Below are 22,776 nucleotides of genomic sequence, written 5' to 3' on the forward strand. Positions count from 1 at the left end.
TCAGGGAGTGACCCATGCGTGCTTCAGCAGTACTGCTCGCACTTGGCTGCGTGGTGCTCAACCATGCCCAGGCACAACAGAGTCCGGTCTATCTCAACAGCAACGAAATCGAACGTCAGCTACCCGCCCCCAACCTGCCGACCGATGCCTATCGGCCCAAGGCGCCTTCGCTCAAATTGCCGGAGGCGACTAAACCGCAGCCGCTGATGATGAGTACCCGCGTGAGGGTTCGTGAGGTGAGGATCGAGGGCGGCAGTATCTACCCCTCGGCCCAGTTGAATGCGATCTACCAGCCCTTTGTGGGTCGCGAGGTGAGCCTGGGCGAACTGATCGAAGCCACCCGTGGACTGACCCGGCGCTACCAGGGCGATGGCTACCTGTTGTCCTACGCGTTCCTCCCGGTGCAAGGCTTCGAGCAGGGGAGGGTGCGGGTGGTATTGGTGGAGGGGTATGTAAAGGACTACCAGGTCGAGGGCGACATCGGCGCCGTGCGCGCCCACGTCGACAAACTCGTCGCGAGGTTGCAGGCCGAGCGACCGCTGACCCGCAAGACCTTCGAGCGTTACACCAGCCTGATGGCGCGCGTTCCCGGCGTCACCCTGATCGCACGGGTGCCGCCGCCGGCCACTACCGATGGCGCCAGCCGCCTGCAGATACAGGCATCGCGCAAACCCTGGACCAGCAGCCTCAATTTCAGCGAAGACAATCGTGGTAGTGCGCAGGCGGTGCTGGGGCTCTCCAGCAACGCCCAGACCGCCATGGCCGAGCAGGTCAGCTTCAGCGTGCTGGCACCGCCCGGTAAAGACGACGAGCGCTACTACCGGCTCGACTACAGCCAGTACCTGGGTAGCGATGGCACGCGCCTGAACCTCTATGGCTCGCATTACCGCAGCCAGCCCGAAGACAACCTGCGCCTGGCCAACGGTCTGGAGCTGGAGCGTCACCTGAACAACGACCGTCTCTCGATTGGCGTAAGCCATCCGGTCATCGCCGCACAGAAGGAATGGCTGAGCCTCGGCGCGCGCCTCTATGGCGTGAACGACCGGGTACGCTACGAGGTGGTCGGCTTCCCCCTCGGCATCGATGCTGATACCGACCTGCGCGCCATCGCGTTCGAGGGCGACTGGAGCCGCTCCGATGATCGCCGTCTGCGCATTCTCAGCGCCGGTCTCTATCGGGGAATGGATGCTTTGGGCGCACGCACCGACAGTGACCTGTTCGATCTGGAGTTCACCCGCTTGCGCCTGTCCGGTGTGCAGAGCGAACGTTTCGGCAAGAACTGGCAAGGCGTGCTGTCCGCCGCGCTGTACTGGAGCGAAGACAGCCTGCCGGATGCGGAGCAGGCGGTGTTCGGTGGCCAGAACTTCGGTCGTGGCTACCCGAGCGACCAGGCATCAGGCGACAAGGGGTGGGGTGCGGCCGTTGAGCTGAACTACAGCCATCGACGAGAGGGCCGCTGGGTTCGCCTGCTTCAGCCCTACGTGGTGGTCGATACCGCGCAGGCCTGGTTCAACGAGCAGCCTCTGCCCCGCTCGCATCTCTCGTCCCTGGCAACGGGTGTGAGGATGGGGGACGCGCACTACTACAACGTCGCGTTGGAGGTAGCCAGGCCGATGTCGGACGAAGCCCTCGACAGCCGCAACCGCAGCCCGCGTGTGACCCTGAGTTTCAGCTACCAGTTGTAGCAACAAAAAGGCCGCCATCCCGGGCGGCCTTTTTCTTTCGATTCGCTTGTATCAGTTGCTGACCAGTTTCAACTGGGGCTGAGGGAACTGGTCCTTGATGACTTCCACCAGACGTTCCAGGTAGATGGGCTTGCGGAAGAAGTCGATGACATGCAGGCGCAGCACATCGATCACGTCGTCCATGTCGGCATGGCCTGAGGTCACGATCACTGGCAGGTGTTGCTTGTTGGTATGGGCACGTAGTCGCTGGATCAGTCGCATACCACTTTCCTCGGGCATGCGCAGATCGGTGACGACCAGGGAAATGTTGGGGTGGAGCAGCAAAAGGTCTATCGCGCTCCTGACCGAAGTGGCGGTGTGGCAGTAGAAGCCTTCGCCTTCGAGCATCTCTGCCAGTTCCTGCAGGATGTCTTCTTCGTCGTCGACCAGGAGCAACTGCTGTCGCAGCATTGGGGACTGGCTCATGGGAGGGCCTCCTGCCTGCGTTTATTCCTTGATGGTTCTGAGGTTTTTTGAGTTATTTGTTTTTTTGACTAAACGATCAGAGATTTGTGGTGATGGTTGTGAAAGTAGTATTGACCCAGGTCGATATGGTGTCGCTGAAAGTCACGATTACCGCGGCGACCATGGCGGCGACAATTGCATATTCAAGTCCGGATGCACCCTCTTCTTCCTTTGAGAACTTCACCAACTTCTTGAGCAGAGACTTCAGGGACATGGTTGTAAGCTCCTTGCCAGGTGGTTTGTTGCCTGAGGCAAGCTGAGCGTTGTCGACAGTTTTCGGTGATGCAACTGTAAGAAAGCATTAATACCAAAGGTATAGGTTTCGACGACTGTGGCTTTTCACCCGGAAGTGGGTGAAATATCCCCCGGAATTGGGGGGTGAGTCATCTGTAGAGACGAAGTTTGTATATATGCATGCGCAATTTTAGTGCGCCTGAAAATGACTATCAGGAGCCCGAAATAATTTTCCTTGCGTCGTGAAAACTTCTGCTAAACAGAGTTTCAGGGCAATAGACGAAGAGTGGATTGGCGGTTGCTGGCAGACCGCCTGGTGAAGATGCCCCCATACGCAGGGGCCTGTAGTTCTCACGGCAGAGGGAGTGCCAGATGAATAGCCGGATGACCATGGCTTTGGCCGCGGTGCTGTTGCTGGGCGCCTTGCTGGCCGGATATTGGGGGATAGTGCTCAGCCGCGCGCCGCAGGCAGCTCAAATGGCTTCGCCGACCGCTCCTGGCGAATCTTCCAACCAGTCCAACGATCCCGCCGACAAGCTGCGTACACCTGTCGTGGTCGCCGCCCGCCTTCTTGATCCGTTTACGGCTGTCACGGCCGAAGACCTGCGCGTCGAACAACTGCGCATCGCCCCGCCGGGTAGCTTCAGCAAGGTCGAAGACGTGATCGGTCGCCGGCCCTGGACACCTGTTCCGGCCGGCAGTTGGCTCAACCCGGCGAGTTTCGAGGCCGGTGGGCCGCTGGCCCGCATGATCCGCGCGGACGAGCGCGCCGTGGCGGTGCCTGTGGATGAAGTCGTGGGCGGCGGTGGCCACCTGCGCCCGGGGGACTATGTCGACGTGCTGCTGTTCCTGCGCGGCGAAGGCGGCAGTGGTCAGCAAAGCGCCCAGGTGGCGGTGCCAGCCTTGCGCCTGCTGAGCTTCGGCGAGGACCTGGGGCCGGATTCCGAAGGGCGCGCCAGCCAACCTGCGAAAGACGAAGAGAAAGCCCAGCGCCGGTCCCCCGCGACTGCTGTGCTGGCGGTCCCGGAGCAACAGGTGACACGGCTGATGTTGGCCAGCCAGGCCGGCTCCCTGCGCCTGGCGGTACGCAGCGCCGACGAACGCCTGCTGGAGCGCTACCAGGCTGGTGAACCTGGCGCCGCCCCCCTAGACGGTGCCAGCCGCCACCTCATTCCCCTCGAACAACTGGCCGCCTCGCCGGCGCCCCGCCGCGCCCCAACGCCCGCGCCGAAAGTCGTCTCCGCCGGCAAAGGACCGGGAGTCGCCATTTACCGCGGTGCTGATCTGACACGCCAGATCCCCTGACCCTGCAAGGAACGCCTGAAATGAAGCGTTGGATCGTATCCATGATCTTTCCCCTGCTTGGCTGTGCGCCCTTGGGCGTGTGGGCTGCGCCGGGTTGCGACGCGCTGGGCCAGGCCCCCGGCGTGGTGGAAGTGGGGCAGGGTCGCCAGGAGCTCATGAGCTACCCGCTGGCCATTACCCGCATTGCGGTGGGTGACCCCGCTGTGGCGGATGTCCAACTCGCCGACAAGCAATCCTTTCTGATCACGGGCAAGAAAGGCGGCGCCACCAGCCTGATGGTCTGGACCGGCTGCAGCCGTGAGCCGCGCCGCAGCCTGCTCTATGTTGGCGGCGCGGCCAGCAAGGCATTGGAGGCATCCTTGGCCGAGCCCATGGCGGAGGACGCCGTGACGAGCCAGGTGCAGACCGATATCCGCTTCGTCGAGGTCAGCCGGGGCAAGCTCAAACAGGCCAGTACCTCGCTGGTGCGCCAGGGCTCCAACCTCTTCGTGCTGGGTGCGCCGGGCAGTCTCAACAACATCACCGTCACGCCGGGCGGCGTTCTCGACGGCACTTTCGGTAGCCCCACTGGTGGCTTCGACATCATCTGGGGGGGCGGCAGCAGCAAGGTGCTGGGTTTCATCAATGCCCTGGAGAACAGCGGCTTCGCCTACACGCTGGCCAAACCGAGTCTCGTGGCGTTGAGCGGGCAGAGTGCGAGCTTCCTGGCCGGTGGAGAGTTTCCCGTTCCCGTACCTAACGGCGATGGTGACGACATCACCATCGAGTACAAAGAGTTCGGCGTGCGGCTGACCCTCACCCCTACCGTGGTCGGGCGCCAGCGGATTTCCCTGAAGGTGGCGCCGGAGGTCAGTGAACTGGACTTCAGTTCCGGTATCAGCATTGCCGGTACCCAGGTGCCGGCACTCAAGGTGCGGCGCACCGACACCAGCATTTCCCTGGCCGACGGTGAGAGCTTCGTCATCAGCGGCCTGATCAGCAGCCAGAACGTTGCCAACATCGACAAGTTTCCCGGCCTCGGCGACCTGCCAGTGATCGGCGCATTGTTCCGCTCTTCGCGGATCGACCGTGAGGATCGCGAATTGCTGATGATCGTCACCCCGCGCCTGGTGAAACCGCTGGCGGTGGACGCACAGCTGCCTGAGCTGCCGGGCGAGCGCTTGCGTCGCTACGACCCGGGTTTCTTCGACTTCTACCTCAACGAGCGTGGCGATTTCGACCGCCGTGCCGGGTTGTCGGAGTAAGGCACCATGAGCCAGACCTTCCTCGCGTTCACCCGCAACAGTGCCGACCTGGAATGGTTACAGGGTGCCCTGATGCCGCTAGGCCAGGTACTCAGCGCCGGCCGTGGTGCCCTTGACGAATTGCTCGGGCTGATCGAGGTCACTGGCGCCAGCCTGCTGTTCATCGGCCTGGACCGTGACAACCTGGTTGCCCAGACCTCCCTGATCGAAGGCGCCCTGAGCGCACGGCCGATGCTGGCGGTGGTGGCCATGGGCGATGGCCTGGACAACCAGTTGGTGCTCAACGCCATGCGAGCGGGCGCTCGCGACTTCGTGGCCTACGGGGCGCGTACCAGTGAAGTCGCCGGATTGGTGCGGCGCCTGGTGCAGCGGCTGCCGAGCGTCATGCCGACCCACAACGCCGGGCGCCTCACCGCCCTGTTCAGCCGCCAGCAGGATGCCGACGCGGCACTGCTTTCGGCGCATCTGGCGTTGGCCATCAATCAATGTGGCCAGCGCACCCTGTTGCTTGACCTTGGCCAACCCCAGGGCGACAGCCTGACTCTGCTGGGGCTGGAGGCGTCCTTCCACTTTGCCGATGCGCTGCGCAACTTGCGTCGCCTGGACACCGCGCTCATCGACAGCGCCTTCGGCAGCCACTCCGATGGTCTGCGGCTGCTGGTGCAGGAGGCGGGTGGCGAGACACTGGAGCGGATCAACGCCGCTGAGCTCTACCTGCTGCTCGGAACCTTGCGCCAGCACTTCCAGCACATCGTGGTGAACCTGGTCGGGCAACCTGACAGCGAGGCCCTGCGCATTCTCGTCGGAAACGCTGACCGGTTGCTCTGGTGCACCGACCAGAGCGTGCCGGATTGCCGCCGCAACATTGAATTGCTTGGCCGCTGGCGCGACGCCGGAGTGAAGTTGGAGCATGCGCAATTACTGGTAGACCGCCACCTGCGTGGCGTGGCGCCTGAATCCGAAGTGCTGGCCCGCTCCTTCAACCTACCGGTGGCGGAGGTCCTGCCCAACAGCCCCGAATTGCGAATGAACGCCAAGAACCAGGGACGCAGCCTGTTCGAACTGGCGCCCCGCGAGCGCCTCAGCCAACGCCTGCGCGAGCTGGGCGAGCGGCTGGCCTGCATCGAGCAACCCAGGACTCGGTCCTGGCAACGGCTGTGGAGCGTCCGGACATGAGCGGCGAAAGTGTCTTCGGCGGCGCTGTCCGCTATACCCAGCTAGGCCATAACGACCCGCAGGGCCTGAAGCTGGTGCTGCACCGCTACATCATCGACGCCATTGATGACGATGGCGTGAACGTCCTGGAAGGGGCACGCGGAGCCGTGTCCCAGTACGTCATCGACAAGGTGGTGGAGTTTGTCGGCCGCCATCACCTGGCGGTGTCGCGCTACGAAATGGAGCGCCTGGCCGAAGAGTTGGTGGATGAACTGACCGGCTTCGGACCGCTGGAGGTGCTGCTACGCGACCCCGGCGTCACCGAGATTCTGGTCAACGGCCCGTGCCGCATCTTCATCGAGCGTGAGGGCGTGCTGCACCAGAGCGATCTGCGCTTCATCGACGACCAGCACGTGCTGCGGGTGATCCAGCGCATCCTCGCGCCGCTCGGCCGGCGCCTCGACGAATCCAGCCCTATGGTCGACGCACGTCTGCCGGATGGCAGCCGGGTCAACGCCATCATCCCGCCCATCGCCTTGGACGGCCCCTGCATCTCGGTGCGCAAATTCCGCAAGGACCTGCTGCAAAGCTCCGACCTGCTGGCCTACCAGTCCCTGGATGAAGCCATGCTGCAATTCATCCGTCGCGCCGTGGGCGAGCGCTGCAACATCCTGGTCAGCGGCGGCACCGGAACCGGCAAGACCACGTTGCTCAATGTCATGAGCCTGTTGATCGACAGTCACGAGCGTCTGGTCACCATCGAAGACACTGCCGAACTACAACTCAACCACCCCCACGTGGTCCGCCTGGAAACCCGCCCGCCGAATGCCGAGGGGCGTGGCGAGGTGGGGGCCAGCGACCTGATTCGCAACGCCCTGCGCATGCGCCCGGACCGCATCATCCTCGGCGAAATCCGGGGTGTCGAAGTGCTCGACGTGCTGCAGGCGATGAACACCGGCCACGACGGCTCCATGAGTACTGTGCACGCCAACTCTGCGCTGGATTCGCTGCTGCGCCTGGAAACCCTGGTGGGACTCACAGGTCGCCAGGTGGCCGAGCGCACCTTGCGGCAGATGATCTGCGCTGCCCTCGACCTGGTGATCCAGCTTACCCGCCTGCCCAATGGCCGCCGCTGCGTCAGCGAAGTGGTAGAGGTGGTGGGCGTGCGTGACGACGTCTACGTGACCAACTGCCTGTTCCGTCTTGACCGCGCCAGTGGCCGCTTCATCAGCGAGGCGGTCAATCCTGCCGGGGAGAAGCTGCGCCAGGCCGTGGGAGGTGGACGATGAGCGGGCCGCTGTTGCTAGGGCTGCTCGGCGGCCTGCTGCTGGTCCTCGGGTTGGCGCTGGCGCGTCGGGGCTGGCGACAGTCCGGCGAAGAGCGCGTGTTGCAACGCCTGGGGCAGGACCTGGCAATGCCGGCCCCGGCCGTTGCGCGACCGGGCTGGCTGGAGCGTGCCTTCCTGCGCGCGGGCCTTGGCCTGCCGCGTGAACGCATCGGCCTGTTGCTTTCAACCTGGCTGGCGGCCCAGATGCTGGCGGCTCTGCTTGCAGGCTGGGTTGCCGCTCTCGCAGTGGCGCTGCTGCTGCCGCTCGGTTTGCGCGGCTGGCTGAGCTGGCGCTATGGGCGGCGAGTGCGGCGCATGGTGGAGCAGTTGCCGCAGATGCTCGACCAGGTGGTACGTAGCCTGCACGCGGGGCGCACGCTGGGTGATGCCGTGGTACGGGCCATCGATGCCTCTCCCGAGCCGCTGCACGGTGCGCTGTCACGGGTCTCAAGGGATGTGAAGCTGGGTGTCAGCCTGCCCGACGCCCTGAAGGATGCGGGCGACCTGTTCGAACAGGAGGAACTGCGTATCCTCGCCCTCGGCGTACGGGTGAATCACCGCTACGGCGGTAGCTCCAGTGAACTGCTGGGCAACCTGATCAAGGTCATCCACGAGCGGGAGCAGATCGCCCGGCAACTTCATGCCATGACTGGCGAAACCCGCTTCACCGCCCTGGTGCTGGCGCTGCTGCCGGTGTCCGTGGCCGGCTACATCCTCTCGGCCAATCCAGGCTACCTGATGGGGCTCTGGCTGGACGCCAGTGGCCAGCGCATGTTGCTGGCGGCCTTCGGCATGCAGGTCCTGGGGTGTTTCATCCTCTGGCGCATGTTGAGGAGCGTGTGACATGGCGCTTTTGTTGTTCGCCCTCCTGACGGGCCTGGCCGCAGTCACCCTGGCACTGGGCCTTGTAGGTGAACGGCAACGCAAGCAGCGGGTTTACCAGCGGCTGCTGGGCAGCGAGGCTGCCGGACAACTGCCCGACAAACGCTGGCAACGCATGCTCCGGGCCGTGGGGGGCAGCCGCCTGGCACGTCGTTACCTCAGCCTGGACAGCGAGACTCAGGTGCTGCTCAACCGTGTTGGCTGGCGCCGCGCCAGCCGACGCACCCTGTTCCTCGCGTGCCAGTTACTTGCACCGCTGCTGCTGCTGGGCCTCGCGCTGATGTGGCAGTCGCTGCTGGCCAAGCCGCCTGCGCATCCTTGGCTCGCACCTTTCATTGCCGCCGGCTGCGGCGTGCTGCTACCCAAGCGCGTGTTGGCGATGGTCGCGCTGCGCCGCCAGAGCGCCCTGCAACAGGAACTGTCGGTATTCATCCCCATGGTCCGCATTCTCTTCGAGGCAGGTCTCACAGTGGAGCAGGCGCTGCGGGTGCTGAGCCAGGACGGTCGCGACCTGATGCCCCTGCTGACCGCCGAGCTGCGCGGCGTGCTGCAGCATGTGGACTCTGGACTGGAACTGAGCGAGGAACTCGACAAGCTGGCGCGCCTGCTGGAAGTGGACGAGCTGACTGACAGCTTCACCATCCTCGAACAACTGGTGCGCCAGGGCGGGGGCGCGATGGCGTCGCTGCTGGCACTGAAAAGACTCTTGGACGACCGTCGCCTCACGCGGATGCAGGAGTACATCTCCAAGCTCTCCGGGAAGATGACGGTCGTGATGATGACGCTGCTGTTTCCGGCCTTGCTGCTCGTGCTGGGCGGCCCGGGAATGATGGCGATCAGCCGCGCAATGGGGGGAGCCGGATGAACAGGATGCTTGTGCTGTGCGCGCTTGGGCTGCTGGGTGGCTGCGCCCATTCGCCCGTCCAGGTCGATTGGTTGGCGCAGGGCGGTTGTGGCAAGCCGACCCAGGACCAGGAGCTGGCGTTGAACCTGGCCAAGGACATGGCCGCCGAGGGTCGCGCCCATGCCGCCCTGGCGCACCTCCAGGCCTTGCCGTCCAGCCTGGCGGAGGTGCGTCTGCGCCAGGCCCGTATCTACCGCAGCCTGCGGCGCAGCGAAGCGGAGCCGCTCTATCGCAGTCTGTTGGACACCTGTCTGGAGGCCGAGGGACACCATGGCCTGGGTCAGTTGGCGGCGGCCGGCGGCAACCAGCGCGAAGCCCTGGACCAGTTGCGCGAAGCCCTGCGTCTGTCGCCCACCGATCCCCGGGTCCGCAACGACCTGGGGCTGGTGCTGCTGCGGGACGGGCGGGTGGAGGATGCCCGATTCGAGTTCCTGACCGCCCTGGAACTGAGCCAGGACGACCCACTGCCCGCGCAGAACCTGCTGTCACTGTTCTTCTATCAGGAGGAGTACCAGCAGGCGGCGGAACTGGTATCGCGCTTGCACTTGCCGGCCGATCTGGTGCGCCAGGCCGAAGAGCGTGCGCGGCAGATGAAGCAGCAGGGGCTGTCGGCTCCGCTGGCGACGCGACCAGCAGCGGCTGACGCACCGCTGCTGGCCGAGGCAGACAAGTCCGGGCCTATTGCGGGCGAGGAGGTGGGGCAATGAAAGTCTGGATCGCAATCCTGCTCATGGGGGCCGGCGCTGGCTTGCAGGCGGCGGAAGATGCCCGCCACGCGCGGCATGAACGCCAGCGGCTCAGCGATCAGTGGCTGAGTATCCAGCGTGAAGGTAGCCAGGCCTCGCGCCATGCGCAGGCGGCCAGCGCCACGGAGCGTGAACTGGCCAACCAGCGCTGGCTGGACAGCTTCAAATACGCCATTCCCGAGCGCTACTACGGCAGCGGCATGACCGTGGAGAGCGGCTCGTCGAACCAGTGAGGCCAGGCATGCGCAGCCTTCATCGACAGCGCGGCGCCATTGGCCTGATGGCGACTGCGACCTTGCTGATGGCAATGATGCTGCTGGCTCTCACCGTCGATGCCGGGCGGTTGTACTTCGAGACGCGCAAACTGCAGCGGGTGGCGGATATGGCCGCCATGGAGAGCGCCTCACGGTCCGGACTCTGCGGCACTACCGCGGCCTCCGACGTGCTGGCCCTGGCCAACACCGCTGCGGCGCGGCATGGCTACGCCGGCAATCTGGGGGCAGGTCAGAACAGCGTTGGCCTCGGCTACGTCACCCTCAATGGCACAGAGGAGCGCAGGGTGTTCACGGCGTCGGCATCCCGTGCCGAAGCCGTGCGTGTGCTCGCAACTGAAGATGTGCCGGCCAGCCTGGTGCTGGGTGGGCTCTGGGGGGAGCGCCTGATACTCCAGGCCGAGGCTGTCGCGCAGCGTCCGGCCCTGGCCGCCTTTTCGCTGGGCAGTGGTCTGGCTTCCCTCGACAGCCAGCAGTCATCGGTACTCAACTCGCTGCTGGGCGGAATGCTCGGCACTACCCTGAGCCTCGATGCCGTCGCCTATCAGGGCCTGGCCAATGCTCGCCTGAATCTGCTGGAACTCAACCGCAATCTGCCGTCGGCCGCGCAGGTGGACCTTTCCGCTGGCGATGTGGAGCAACTTCTGGACAGCCGTATGACCCTCGACCAGGTGCTGGACGCCACGGTCGCTGCCGCCAATGCCCGCGAAACCCTGGCGGTGGACGTGCGCAGCGGCCTGAACAGCCTGACGAATGTGACCCTCGGCGCCACCGAGGTGAAGCTGGCGGACATCCTCGATGTGGTGACACCCGTCAACGGTGGCCAGCAGGCGCTGCGTACCGATCTCAGCGTCCTCGATCTCGTCACGGCCCTGGCGTTTCTGGCCAACAAGGCGCATGCGGTGGATGTGGCGTTGGGGGTGAACCTGGGATTGGCCAATCTCGGCTTGAAGCTTTATGTCATTGAACCGCCAAAGCTGGCTGTGGGGCTGCCCGGCACCGACGCAAACGGGAACTGGCGCACGCAAGCGAAAACGGCACAGATAAGGTTGGAAGTGGGCGGGAAGGTGAATGTCGTGGCGGCAGAGGTGGACCTCGCCCTGAGCCTGACTGTGGCCCAGGGCTGGGCTGCGCTTCAGTCCATCGACTGCGGAAGCATCCTGCCCGGTAGCCGCCAGGTTTCCATCCTGGCGAAGCCGGGAGTCGCCGACTTGAGGCTCGGGCGCTACAGCCAGATCAGCGGCGCGAATCCGACTGTGAATCCCGTGGGGGTGAATCTCAATATTCCACTTTTGCCCAGCACCCTGCTGTCCATCTCTGGAGCCGCCAACATAGCCCCCGGACAACAGACGCCCGTGGACTTCTCGGTGACGCCCAGCCAGCCGCTGCCTCAACTGCAGCGAGTAGCCTCACCGGCTGCAGGATCACTCTCCCAAGGCGTTTCGCAGCTGAGCAGCAGCATGGATGTCGAACTGCTCAATGGATGTGGACTGCTTTGCTACCTGCTCACCCCGACGCTGAATGCCTTGATTCCGACGCTGACGCCGCTGATCGCTTCTCTCGGCCAGGTCGTACTGGAACCTGTCCTGAAGCTGCTCGGCATTGAGCTTGGCTATGTCGACGTGCGTCTGCTCGACCTGGATACCCCGGCGCCGCAGTTGATGCTCTGAGTCGAGATGAGGGCAGGTCGCGGTCTACCACCGTCGGCCCCCTCTCTCTGCGAGAGGGTTGGGTTGAGGGCGCGGGGCGATGCCGGGGCGCGGGGGGAGACCTTCGGCTTCCTTGGCGAATGAATTCGCCCCTACAGGATCAGTGCCCGATTGGGATGGCCAGCCAACAGCCCTACCTTCCCGGGAGCTGACACGAAGTCTCCTCGCAAGCTCTCAATGCGCCATCTGCGGCCGCCGCGCTGGCGGCGCCATGGCCAGGGCGAGCTGGGTGCGGTTGTGCATATGGGTCAGCCGCAGGATCTGCGACACATAGAGTTTCACGGTGTTTTCCGTCAGCCCCAGTTCGCAGGCTGTCTGGTAGTTGGTCATGCCCTTGCCCACGAGCTTGGCCACTTCGAGCTGGCGCGGCGAGAGTTTGTCGAACGGAGGTTGTACGCCCTGGAACTCCAAGGGCTGCGGGCTGTGATCGACGGGGCCGCGGCGGCGTTTGTTGATGTCGTGGTACAGCTCGTCGATGGATTCTGCGAGGGTGCGCAGCTTGCTGTTCAGCAGGGCGAGTTCCATGTTGTCGTGGCGACGCTGTTGCAGGCGTTCTTCCAGACGGCGTACGGCGCGCAGTACGTGCTCCGGATCGATGGGCTTCTGGTAGTAGTCGGCGACGCCGGCGCGCATCGCCTCTATCACATCTCGAGGCTCGGCCTGGCCGGTGAATATGATGGCTTCGAAGGCGCGGCTGGCGCTCTGACGCTCTATTTCCTGGACCAGGGCGATGCCATCCAGCTCCGGCATGTGCAGGTCGCAGAGCAGGATGCCGATGTCTAGATCTTCATGAAATCGCCGGAGGGCGTCGAGGCTGGAAGTGCAGCCGACACAGCGGTAACCGCAACTTTCGAGGAATTCCTGGAGTTCGACGACTATGGCTTCATCGTCGTCCACGACGAGCAGGGTGCAAGGTTGAGAATCCATGTTCAGCCTTCCAATGCGAGCGATACGGGCCATTGATGCCTGCGCTCCCCCAACCCGGCACGCGGGATTTGGAACGGTGGTGCAGCACTTTACGAAAGATATAGCACTTTCATATCACCGCTGTGCTGTTTGTCAGACAAAAAATGCCATCAGGCTGCCGGCAAACAGGAAAGGGCCATACGGGTAGCGGTGGACGCGCTCCGGAGCGATCTGGGCGAGTGTCTGGCGAAAGCTCGTGGGCAGCGCTGGCCAGAGCGGGCGCGAGAGGGTGGCCCAGGATAGATAGGCAAGGCCGGCACCGACCAGGCAATACAGGGTGAACAGGCTGTTGCTGCACAATGCGATGCCCACCAGCAGTTTCACGTCGGCGGCCCCCAGCTTGCCAAGCCACCAGCCGGGCAGGGTCAGTAGCAGGGCAAGGCCGGCAGCAGCGAGGGCCTGGCTCGGTGTCGCGCCCAGCAGGGTCTCTCCGCGCAGCAGCAGGTAGAGCAGGGCGACAGCGCTGCCGCCGAAGGTGAGCCAGTTGGAAATGCGCCGCTGTCGGATGTCCTGCAAGGCGCAAAGGGCGATCCAGAAAAGCACGGGGAGGGCCGACATGAAATTTCCGTTGCGTCCGAAAAGTCCTTCTATGCTGCTCACTGTGTAGCCGATTCTTTGGAAGGCAGCTGAGTATTTCTGCCGCAGTGCGGCCGCCAGTCAGGAAGGTTTCAATGAGAAAAGGGGTTGCGCCGCGCTTCGCCAGGCAGCAGAAGGGTGCTGCCGCGATCGAGTTTTCCCTGGTTTTCGTCATCTTCTTCGCAATCTTCTACGGCGTGGTCAGCTATTGCCTGCCGCTGTTGATGCTGCAGTCCTTCAATGAAGCCTCGGCCGATGCCGTGCGCCGTGCTGTTTCGATCAACCCCGAGTCCACTAACTTCCTCACGCTGGCCACCGCCGAGGCCAATACCGCGGTCTCCCAGAAGCTCGCCTGGTTGCCGGCCAGCGTACGCGGCAACCTGCCAGCGCCGGCGGTCACCCTCAGCGGCGGTGTGCTTACCGTGCGCATTGCCTATCCCTATGAGACCCGGCCGGTCGTGCCTTTCCTGGTGCTGCCGGGGATCGGGCGGGTGCCGCGCCTGCCGGCCGAGCTGGCGGCACAGTCCAGCCTTCGGGTACAGAATCCGTGAGGCTGGGCATGGATACCGTGGCAGAACAGTTGGGCTCATCGAGTCAGGCCTTGATCCAGGCGGCCCGCAGCACCCCATCCAGCCTGCTGCTGGCGCTGGACGCCCAGGGCCGAGTAATGGGCATAGCCGGGGCCCTGGGATTGCGTCTCGGCCGTTCGGCCAGCGGCCAGAGCCTACCGCTTTCGAGCTTCGTCAGTGGCCACTGCGCAGCGCTGTTGCAGGGGGCGCCGGACCAATGGGGCAGCGATTGCCTCGACCTGGATTTCATCTGCACTGACGGCCATTTGCTGCACGCTCGCGGCTGGCTTACCGCCACCCGTGACGGCTGGCTGCTGCAGGCCCTGGATATCAGCGACCTGATTCGGCACCAGCAATCGGGTGATCTGCGCCGACAGGCGCTGCTCCATGCCGGGCAAGCAGCGGAGCACCTGCGCCTGGCCAGCCCGGCCATGCTGCCGCAGGTTGCCAACGAGCTGCTGGAAGCGATCGCCTTGCGCTGGCGGGTACCCTGCATGGCACTGGCGTTGTACCTGCCGGGCGGGCAAGGCTGGCAGGTTTACGCCCAATACCGCAGCCACGGGGCGCCCGGCCTCTGGCAGGAAGGGCAGCGTTTGGGGCAGGAACTTGCCGATCTGCATGGTCGTGCCCCGCAACGCTGGAACTGGTCCCAGCTGTCGCAGCATCCGCGGCTATTCGCGTTGCTGGGCGATGGTCCGGCCTATCTGGTGCCCTATGTGGAACTCACCGGTGTCAGCGCCTGGTTATTCTGTGCACCGTTCGAACCCGATCCCCATGCTGCCTTGGGCGACGCCGAATGGCAGCAGATCTGTGCGCAGCTCGCCGGCTCCCTGCTGACGCGGCTGCGGGAGCAGAGCCAGCGTCACGAGGGGGGGCGTCTGGATGCATTGCAAGGGCTGCTGGGCGCGGGCTGGTGGGAGTACTTGCCCGCCTCCAGGGAGGTATTGCTGGCACCCGCGCTGGCGCGGGCCTGGCAGGCAGACGACCAGGACCGGCTGCCACTGGAAAACTGGTTGCAGCGGGTCCACCCGGCCGACCGCGACGAGTTCCGCGCTCGGCTGCGCGCCAGCGAGCTGAATGGCCAGGGATTCACCCAATGCGTGCGCCTGTACATGCCGGGCGCGCAGGAGGGCGCGATCTGGCATCGGCTCCAGGCCCGGGTACAAGGTCCGGCGTCCCAGCCACGGGTGTTCGGATTCTTGCTCGACATCAGTGACATCAAGGCACAGGAAGCCAGCGCGGCGGCCGCCCATGCACGCCTGCGCAACCTGATCGCCAGTGCCCCAGCGGTTACCTACGTGCAGCGTTACGACGACGGTGCACTGTTGCCGGAGTTCTGCAGCGACAGCCTGGGCCCAATGCTCGGCTGGTCCCTGGCGGAGCTGCAGCAGGGAGGGCTGGCCGAACGTGTCCACCCGGAAGATCACGAGATTTTCTTTACCCGCACCCGCAACCTGCTGCGCGAGGGTCAGGTCAGCTGCCGCTACCGCCTGCGTGACCGCCAGGGCAACTACCACTGGCTGCTGGACGAAGCCCGCCTGCTGCGCAACGAACTGGGCCAGCCCCTGGAGGCGGTAGGCATCTGGCTGGACGTGACGGAAGCCACCCTGGCCGCCGAGCGAGTGCGCGAGAGCGAGGAGCGCTATCGCATCCTGGTGGAGGATTCGCCAGCGATGATCTGTCGCTACACCCCCGACCTGGTGCTGCGCTTCGCCAACCGGCCGCTGGCGGACTACCTGGAATGTCGACCGGAGGATGTGGCTGGCACCAACCTCGGCGCCTGGCTCTCCGACGAGCAGCGCCAGACCTTCCAGGAGCGGCTGATCGGCCTCACGCCGGAGCAGCCGGTGAGCACCGCCGAAATCTGCCTGCAGTTGCCCGGCCGCGAGCACGCCTGGTGGATCTGGGCAGACCGTGGCGTATTCGACGAGCATGGCCGCCTTCTGGAAGTTCAGGCGGTTGGGCGCGACAACACCGAGGTGCGCAAGGCCCAGCAGCAGCTCTACCAGGGCGCCAAGATGGCCACTCTGGGCGAGATGGCTACCGGCCTTGCCCATGAGATGAACCAGCCCCTGAACGTGATGCGCATGGCGGTGGCCAATGTGCTCAAGCGTCTGGCCAGCGACGAGGTGCAGGTGGATTACCTGCGCGACAAGTTGCTGCGCATCGAGGCCCAGGTGCAGCGCGCGGCGCGCATCGTCGACCACATGCGCGTCTTCGGCCGACGCTCGGACGTGGAGCAGCAGCTGTTCGATCCACGCCAGGCGGTCGAGGGAGCCTTGTCGCTGCTCTCCGACGGGCTACGTGGCAAGGGCGTGGACGTGCGTCTCGTCCTGGGCGAACAAAGCTTCGCCGTGCGCGGATTTGCCGACCAGCTTGAACAGGTCCTGATCAACCTCATGGTCAATGCCCGCGACGCGATGCTGAGCAAGAAGGAAAAGGAGCCGGACTTCACTCCGGCCATCATCGTCGGGCTGGAGCCTCGCGGTGCCTGGGTGGAACTGCGCGTGGAGGACAATGGCGGGGGAATCGACCCGCGCTTGCTGGAGAAGATCTTCGAACCCTTCTTCACCACCAAGCCGGTGGGCAAGGGCACTGGCCTTGGGTTGTCGGTGAGCTACGGCATCGTCCAGCAGATGGGCGGACGCCTCAGCGTCGAGAATGCTGCCGAGGGGGCCTGTTTCCGTATCGCACTGCCGTTGCTCGAGGCATCAGCGGGGGATGCCCGCCTGGTCGAAGGCGGCACAGTGGTCGCCGGTTAGCAACTGGCCTGGCCCGATGCGACATCCCGACCTGGTCGCCCCTGTGGCATTACCTCCGAACCTGACTACCCTTTCATTGGATATGCCTGGCGATTTAGCAGGCACCGTCTGCCTGATGAGGGAGAACACGATGGACATGAATCGTCGTCAGTTCTTCAAGGTCTGTGCCGTGGGCCTTGGAGGATCGAGCCTGGCGGCTCTGGGGGTAGCGCCCCCGGAAGCTTTCGCCGACCAGGTGCGCCATTTCAAACTGGCGCGCACTGTCGAGACGCGCAACACCTGCCCATACTGCTCGGTCGGCTGCGGCCTGATCATGTACAGCCAGGGCGACGCGGCGAAAAACGTCGCGCAGAACATCATCCATATCGAAGGCGATGCGGATCACCCGGTGAACCGTGGAACCCTCTGCCCGAAGGGCGCCGGTCTGCTGGACTTCGTCCACAGCCCCAACCGACTCAAGTACCCGGAGATTCGCGAGCCCGGCTCCAGCGAGTGGAAGCGCATCGAGTGGGATGACGCCCTCGATCGCATCGCCAAGCTGATGAAGGCCGACCGCGACGCCAACTTCGTCGAGAAGAACGACCAGGGCCAGACGGTGAACCGCTGGCTGACCACGGGCTTCCTCGCGGCGTCGGCGTCCTCCAACGAGGCCGGTTACATCACCCACAAGGTGGTGCGTTCCCTTGGCATGCTGGGGTTCGATAACCAAGCGCGTGTCTGACATGGCCCGACGGTGGCAGGTCTTGCCCCGACGTTTGGCCGTGGAGCCATGACGAACCACTGGACCGACATCAAGAATGCCGATCTGGTGCTGATCATGGGTGGCAACGCCGCCGAAGCCCACCCTTGTGGATTCAAGTGGGTCACCGAAGCCAAGGCGCACAACAACGCCCGGTTGATCGTGGTCGATCCGCGCTTCACCCGTTCGGCCTCCGTTGCCGACTACTACGCGCCGATCCGCACTGGCACCGATATCGCCTTCCTCGGTGGACTGATCAACTACCTGATCAGCCAGGACAAGATCCAGCACGAGTACGTGCGCAACTACACCGACGCGCCCTTCATCGTGAACGACGGCTTCACCTTCCAGGACGGCCTGTTCAGCGGCTACGACGAAGCCAAGCGCGCCTACCCCGACAAGTCCACCTGGAGCTACGCCAAGGGTGAGGACGGCTACGTCCGCGCCGACATGACCCTGCAGGACCCGCGCTGCGTGTTCCAGTTGATGAAGCAGCACTACAGCCGCTACACGCTGGACCTTGTCAGCAGCATCTGCGGCACGCCGAAGGAACAACTGGAAAAGGTCTGGAGTCAGGTCGCGGAGACCTCCGACCCGCGCAAGACCATGACCATCATGTATGCCCTGGGCTGGACCCAGCACTCGGTGGGCTCGCAGATGATCCGCACCGGCGCCATGGTGCAGCTCCTGCTGGGCAATATCGGCATGCCCGGCGGCGGCATGAACGCCCTGCGTGGCCACTCCAACATCCAGGGGCTGACCGACCTTGGCCTGCTCTCCAACTCCCTGCCGGGTTACCTGACCCTGCCGGCAGATGCCGAGCAGGACTATGCCGCCTACATCGACAAGCGCGCGGCCAAGCCGGTGCGACCGGGGCAGATGTCCTACTGGCAGAACTACGGCAAGTTCCACGTCAGCCTGATGAAGTCCTGGTTCGGCAAGTCGGCCACTGCCGAGAACAACTGGTGCTATGACTGGCTGCCGAAGCTGGATGTGCCGGCCTATGACGTGCTGCGCTACTTCGACCTGATGCACCAGGGCAAGGTGAACGGTTACTTCTGCCAGGGTTTCAACCCGATCGGCTCGTTCCCCAACAAGGCCAAGGTCACCGAAAGCCTCAGCAAGCTGAAGTACCTGGTGGTCATGGACCCGCTGGCCACCGAGACTTCTGAGTTCTGGCGCAACGCCGGCGAGTTCAACGACGTCGATACCGCCAACATCCAGACCACGGTGTTCCGCCTGCCCGTCACCTGCTTCGCCGAGGAAGACGGCTCCCTGGTCAACAGCGGTCGCTGGCTGCAGTGGCACTGGAAGGGTGCCGAACCACCGGGGCAGGCACGTACCGACATCGCCATCATGGGCGGCCTGTTGCATCGACTGCGCTCGGCCTACACGAAAGACGGCGGCGCCTTCCCTGACCCGATCCTGGGGCTGGACTGGAACTACCTGCGGCCGGATGAACCAGGGCCGGATGAGATTGCTCGCGAGTTCAACGGCAAGGCCCTGGCCGACCTCACCGACCCGGCCACCGGAGCGGTGCTGCTCAAGGCCGGCGAACAAGTGCCGGGCTTTGCCGTACTGCGCGACGACGGCAGTACCGCCAGTGGCTGCTGGATCTTCGCTGGCTGCTGGACCGCTGCCGGTAACCAGATGGCTCGCCGCGACAATGCCGATCCCTACGCCATGGGGCAGACCCTCGGCTGGGCCTGGGCCTGGCCGGCGAACCGGCGCATCCTCTACAACCGTGCCTCGGCCGACCCCTCCGGCAAGCCGTGGAACCCGGAGAAGAAACGCCTGGTGTGGTGGAACGGCAAGGTCTGGACCGGCACCGATGTGCCGGACTACAAGGCTGACGTCGCGCCCGAAGCGGGCATGAGCCCGTTCATCATGAACCCCGAAGGCGTGGCGCGTTTCTTCGCCCTCGACAAGATGAACGAAGGCCCGTTCCCCGAGCACTACGAACCCTTCGAGACCCCCATCGGGCGCAACCCCTTGCACCCGGAACACGCCAAGGTCACCAGCAACCCGGCAGCCAGGGTGTTCAAGGGTGACTGGGAAGCGTTCGGCAAGGCGGCTGACTTCCCCATCGCCGCCACCACCTACCGCCTCACCGAGCACTTCCACTTCTGGACCAAGCACTGCCGGCTGAACGCTATTACCCAGCCCGAGCAGTTCGTCGAGATCAGCGAAGTGCTGGCCAAGGAACTGGGCATCGCGGCGGGTGATCGGGTCAAGGTCTCCTCCAACCGCGGCTTCATCAAGGCCGTGGCCGTGGTGACCAAGCGCCTGAAACCGCTGACCGTGGACGGCAAGACCGTGCACCAGGTCGGCATTCCGCTGCATTGGGGCTTCTCCGGTGTGGCGCGCCCCGGCTACATCACCAATACGCTTACTCCCTTCGTCGGCGACGGCAATACGCAGACACCGGAGTTCAAGTCGTTCCTGGTGAAAGTGGAAAAGGCATGAGGAGCTGAGCCATGGCATCACAAGACATCATCGCCCGCTCCGCCACCACCACGCCCATGCCATCCGTGCGCCAGATGGACGAGGTGGCCAAGCTCATCGACGTCTCCAAGTGCATCGGCTGCAAGGCCTGCCAGGTGGCGTGCTCGGAATGGAACGATCTGCGTGACGAGGTCGGCCAGAACCACGGCACCTACGACAACCCGGCAGACCTCACGGCCAACACCTGGACCCTGATGCGCTTCACCGAGCATGAGACCGAGGCCGGCAACCTGGAGTGGCTGATCCGCAAGGACGGCTGCATGCACTGCGACGAACCGGGCTGCCTCGCGGCCTGCCCGAGCCCCGGCGCCATTGTGAAGTACGCCAACGGCATCGTCGACTTCAACCAGGACAAGTGCATCGGCTGCGGTTACTGCATCACCGGTTGCCCGTTCAACATTCCTCGCATCTCGCAGAAGGACCACAAGGCCTACAAATGCACCCTGTGTTCCGACCGTGTATCCGTGGGCCTGGAGCCGGCCTGCGTGAAAACCTGCCCGACCGGCGCCATCGTCTTCGGCAGCAAGGAAGACATGAAGGAGCACGCCGCCGAGCGCATTGTCGACCTCAAGTCCCGCGGTTTCGAGAACGCCGGGCTGTATGACCCGCAGGGCGTCGGCGGCACCCACGTCATGTACGTGCTGCACCACGCCGACCAGCCGTCGCTCTACGCCGGCCTGCCGAACGACCCGGCCATCAGCCCGATGGTCAGCCTGTGGAAAGGCGTGACCAAACCCCTTGGTTTGTTGGCAATGGGCGTAGTGGCGTTGTTCGGCTTCTTCCACTACGTGCGGGTCGGCCCGAACAAGGTCGAGGAAGACGAAGCCCCTCGGGGTGATTCGGCAGTCCACAAGGTCGACCCTTCGGTGCACAGCTTCGATCCCAAGGCACCGAAATGAACGCGGCACAGGACAACCCCCTCTCCCTTCAGGGAGAGGGCTGGGGAGAGGGTGGCAGGACTCGATCCCAGTTACGGAGCCCGATATGAACAAAGACATCGAACGCTACACCCCCTCCGAGCGCAGCAATCACTGGGCGGTGGCCATCCTGTTCTTCCTCGCCGGATTGTCCGGCCTGGCGCTGTTCCATCCAGCCCTCTTCTGGCTGACCAGCTTCTTTGGCGGCGGCCCCTGGACGCGCATCCTGCACCCGTTCCTCGGTGTTGCCATGTTCCTCTTCTTCATCTGGCTGGCCATGCGCTTCGCCCACCACAACCGTTGGGCGAAATCCGATAGCCAATGGCTGAAGCAATGGAAGGACGTGGTGAACAACCGCGAAGACAAGCTGCCTGAAGTCGGCCGCTACAACGCCGGTCAGAAGTTGCTGTTCTGGGTGCTGCTGCTCAGCATGCTGGTGCTGCTGGCCACGGGCGTGGTGATCTGGCGGCAGTACTTCAGCCATCTGTTCGGCATCGACCTCATCCGTCTCGCCGCACTGCTGCACGCCTTTGCCGCCTGGGTGCTGATTCTCAGCATCATCGTGCACATCTATGCAGGTATCTGGATCAAGGGTTCCATCAGCGCCATGCTCCACGGTTGGGTCAGCAAGGGCTGGGCCCGCAAGCACCATGGCGCCTGGTACAAGGAAGTGACCAAGGGTGAGGGCGGCAAGCACTGACCGATCCAGACCAGGTTCGTAGGATGGGTGGAGCGCAGCGATGTCCATCAATTAGGCGCAAATGGTGGGTATCGCGTTGCTCCACCCACCCTACACAAGCCGCAAGCAGTCACTGAAGGAGTCCTGCGTGTCAGGCCAGATACTCGAGCCCGGCCAGATCGAGGCCGCCGCCAACATCCCACCCTTTCTCCACCTGCCCGGACGCGACCTGTTCCACGTACGCGCGGCACGCCTGCGTCAGCTCGCCGAAGGCCATCCACTTGCCGGCTACCTGCTGCTGGTGGCTGCACTCTGCGATGCCCAGCAAAGGGTGCTGGACAACCCGCCGCCACTGCCCGGCCCGGCTCCCGAAGCCCTGGCCCGCAGTCTTGAACACGGCATGCCGCCCATCGCCTTCGAGGCGCTGGTGCGTGCCGATGGCTGGCTTTCCGTGCTCGATGCCTTGCTGGAGCGCTTCCCGGCACCGGCCAACGCGGCCGTCGCCGATGCCTTGCGACAGTTGCGCGAAGCTGATGCTGCCCAACGCAAAACCTGGGGAGTGGGCCTGCTCAGCGGACAGTTCGACTTGCTGCCGCCTGCCATCGCCCCCTTTGTCGGTGCTGCCCTGCAAGTCGCCTTCAGTCACTGGCTGCTGGCCCTGCCCGACGGTTCCATTGTCGAGAACGACGCCAAGGTCCTGTGCCCGGCCTGCGGTTCGCCCCCGGTCAGCGGCATGATCCGTCATCGCGGCAAGCACAACGGCCTGCGCTACCTGGCCTGTTCGCTGTGCTCCTGCGAATGGCACTACGTGCGCCTGAAGTGCAGCCATTGCCAGGAGAGCAAGCACCTCGCCCATCTCTCCCTCGAACGCGACGATGTGAAGGGCGAACAGGCGCCCATCCGTGCCGAGGCTTGCCCCAGCTGCCAGGGTTACCTCAAACAGTGCTACCTGGAGTTCGACGCTGAGGCCGAGGCGCAGGCCGACGACCTGGCGAGTCTCGACCTCGATGTGCGCCTGAGCGAAGAAGGCTATCTGCGCCGCGCGCCCAACCTCCTGCTGGCCCCTGGATCGGAATAAGCACCTAGACTCAAGCAC

General features: G+C 64.4%; 20 protein-coding genes. 16 read left to right on the plus strand and 4 right to left on the minus strand.

Going from position 1 to position 22,776, the window contains the following annotated elements:
* Positions 1–14: 14 nt before the first annotated feature.
* Entirely contained in the window at positions 15–1,685 is a 1,671-nt protein-coding gene (locus D6Z43_RS23050; RefSeq protein ID WP_120654337.1) for a ShlB/FhaC/HecB family hemolysin secretion/activation protein, read from the plus strand.
* Positions 1,686–1,736: 51 nt separating this feature from the next.
* Here the strand turns inward: D6Z43_RS23050 and D6Z43_RS23055 are convergent, their stop codons facing one another.
* Positions 1,737–2,150, minus strand: a complete 414-nt coding sequence (locus tag D6Z43_RS23055; RefSeq protein WP_120654338.1) for a response regulator — start codon at positions 2,148–2,150, stop codon at positions 1,737–1,739.
* 76 nt (positions 2,151–2,226) lie between these two features.
* Entirely contained in the window at positions 2,227–2,403 is a 177-nt protein-coding gene (locus D6Z43_RS23060) for a Flp family type IVb pilin (RefSeq protein WP_120654339.1), read from the minus strand.
* 392 nt (positions 2,404–2,795) lie between these two features.
* Here D6Z43_RS23060 and cpaB point away from each other — a divergent pair, with 392 nt between their 5' ends.
* From cpaB to D6Z43_RS23105, 9 genes are read left to right on the plus strand one after another with little or no spacing between them, the layout of a single operon-like run.
* Positions 2,796–3,728, plus strand: a complete 933-nt coding sequence (gene cpaB / locus D6Z43_RS23065; protein ID WP_120654340.1) for a Flp pilus assembly protein CpaB — start codon at positions 2,796–2,798, stop codon at positions 3,726–3,728.
* Complete coding sequence (locus tag D6Z43_RS23070; protein WP_371924429.1) at positions 3,725–4,972, plus strand: type II and III secretion system protein family protein; 1,248 nt, start codon at positions 3,725–3,727, stop codon at positions 4,970–4,972. Before cpaB ends, D6Z43_RS23070 begins: the two co-directional genes overlap by 4 nt.
* Before the next feature lie 6 nt (positions 4,973–4,978).
* Positions 4,979–6,148, plus strand: a complete 1,170-nt coding sequence (locus tag D6Z43_RS23075) for a pilus assembly protein (RefSeq protein WP_120654342.1) — start codon at positions 4,979–4,981, stop codon at positions 6,146–6,148.
* Entirely contained in the window at positions 6,145–7,416 is a 1,272-nt protein-coding gene (locus D6Z43_RS23080; protein ID WP_120654343.1) for a CpaF family protein, read from the plus strand. The genes D6Z43_RS23075 and D6Z43_RS23080 overlap by 4 nt, the downstream gene beginning before the upstream one ends.
* A complete protein-coding gene (locus D6Z43_RS23085; RefSeq protein ID WP_120654344.1) occupies positions 7,413–8,297 on the plus strand; it encodes a type II secretion system F family protein in 885 nt (294 codons plus the stop codon). Before D6Z43_RS23080 ends, D6Z43_RS23085 begins: the two co-directional genes overlap by 4 nt.
* 1 nt (position 8,298) lies before the next feature.
* The gene (locus tag D6Z43_RS23090) at positions 8,299–9,201 is read left to right on the plus strand and encodes a type II secretion system F family protein (protein ID WP_120654345.1); all 903 of its coding nucleotides are present in this window, start codon (positions 8,299–8,301) and stop codon (positions 9,199–9,201) included.
* Positions 9,198–9,947, plus strand: coding sequence for a tetratricopeptide repeat protein (locus D6Z43_RS23095; protein ID WP_256660909.1), 750 nt, complete (start codon positions 9,198–9,200; stop codon positions 9,945–9,947). Before D6Z43_RS23090 ends, D6Z43_RS23095 begins: the two co-directional genes overlap by 4 nt.
* A complete protein-coding gene (locus D6Z43_RS23100) occupies positions 9,944–10,219 on the plus strand; it encodes a DUF3613 domain-containing protein (RefSeq protein WP_120654347.1) in 276 nt (91 codons plus the stop codon). Before D6Z43_RS23095 ends, D6Z43_RS23100 begins: the two co-directional genes overlap by 4 nt.
* Before the next feature lie 8 nt (positions 10,220–10,227).
* Entirely contained in the window at positions 10,228–11,928 is a 1,701-nt protein-coding gene (locus tag D6Z43_RS23105; protein ID WP_120654348.1) for a TadG family pilus assembly protein, read from the plus strand.
* A 213-nt stretch (positions 11,929–12,141) separates the two neighbouring features.
* Here the strand turns inward: D6Z43_RS23105 and D6Z43_RS23110 are convergent, their stop codons facing one another.
* Both D6Z43_RS23110 and D6Z43_RS23115 read right to left on the minus strand, forming a co-directional pair.
* Positions 12,142–12,894, minus strand: a complete 753-nt coding sequence (locus D6Z43_RS23110) for a response regulator transcription factor (RefSeq protein WP_120654349.1) — start codon at positions 12,892–12,894, stop codon at positions 12,142–12,144.
* Positions 12,895–13,026: 132 nt separating this feature from the next.
* Positions 13,027–13,491, minus strand: coding sequence for a prepilin peptidase (locus D6Z43_RS23115; protein ID WP_120654350.1), 465 nt, complete (start codon positions 13,489–13,491; stop codon positions 13,027–13,029).
* Between the two features lie 113 nt (positions 13,492–13,604).
* On the opposite strand from D6Z43_RS23115, the gene D6Z43_RS23120 reads away from it, so the two are divergent.
* From D6Z43_RS23120 to fdhE, 6 genes are all read left to right on the plus strand, one after another.
* Positions 13,605–14,060: a TadE/TadG family type IV pilus assembly protein gene (locus D6Z43_RS23120; protein ID WP_120654351.1), complete on the plus strand. Its 456-nt coding sequence runs from the start codon at positions 13,605–13,607 to the stop codon at positions 14,058–14,060.
* 8 nt (positions 14,061–14,068) lie between these two features.
* A complete protein-coding gene (locus tag D6Z43_RS23125) occupies positions 14,069–16,840 on the plus strand; it encodes an ATP-binding protein (protein WP_256660910.1) in 2,772 nt (923 codons plus the stop codon).
* 130 nt (positions 16,841–16,970) lie between these two features.
* Entirely contained in the window at positions 16,971–20,045 is a 3,075-nt protein-coding gene (gene fdnG, locus D6Z43_RS23135) for a formate dehydrogenase-N subunit alpha (RefSeq protein ID WP_162945868.1), read from the plus strand.
* A gap of 11 nt (positions 20,046–20,056) precedes the next feature.
* A complete protein-coding gene (gene fdxH / locus D6Z43_RS23140) occupies positions 20,057–20,983 on the plus strand; it encodes a formate dehydrogenase subunit beta (protein ID WP_120654354.1) in 927 nt (308 codons plus the stop codon).
* An 85-nt stretch (positions 20,984–21,068) separates the two neighbouring features.
* Positions 21,069–21,701 (plus strand): formate dehydrogenase subunit gamma, encoded by a 633-nt coding sequence (locus D6Z43_RS23145; protein WP_120654355.1) that lies wholly within the window; start codon positions 21,069–21,071, stop codon positions 21,699–21,701.
* 127 nt (positions 21,702–21,828) lie between these two features.
* Complete coding sequence (gene fdhE, locus D6Z43_RS23150) at positions 21,829–22,758, plus strand: formate dehydrogenase accessory protein FdhE (protein ID WP_120654356.1); 930 nt, start codon at positions 21,829–21,831, stop codon at positions 22,756–22,758.
* Positions 22,759–22,776: the final 18 nt, after the last annotated feature.

The sequence above is a fragment of the Pseudomonas sp. DY-1 genome (assembly GCF_003626975.1).
In the GTDB taxonomy this organism is placed as follows: domain Bacteria; phylum Pseudomonadota; class Gammaproteobacteria; order Pseudomonadales; family Pseudomonadaceae; genus Metapseudomonas.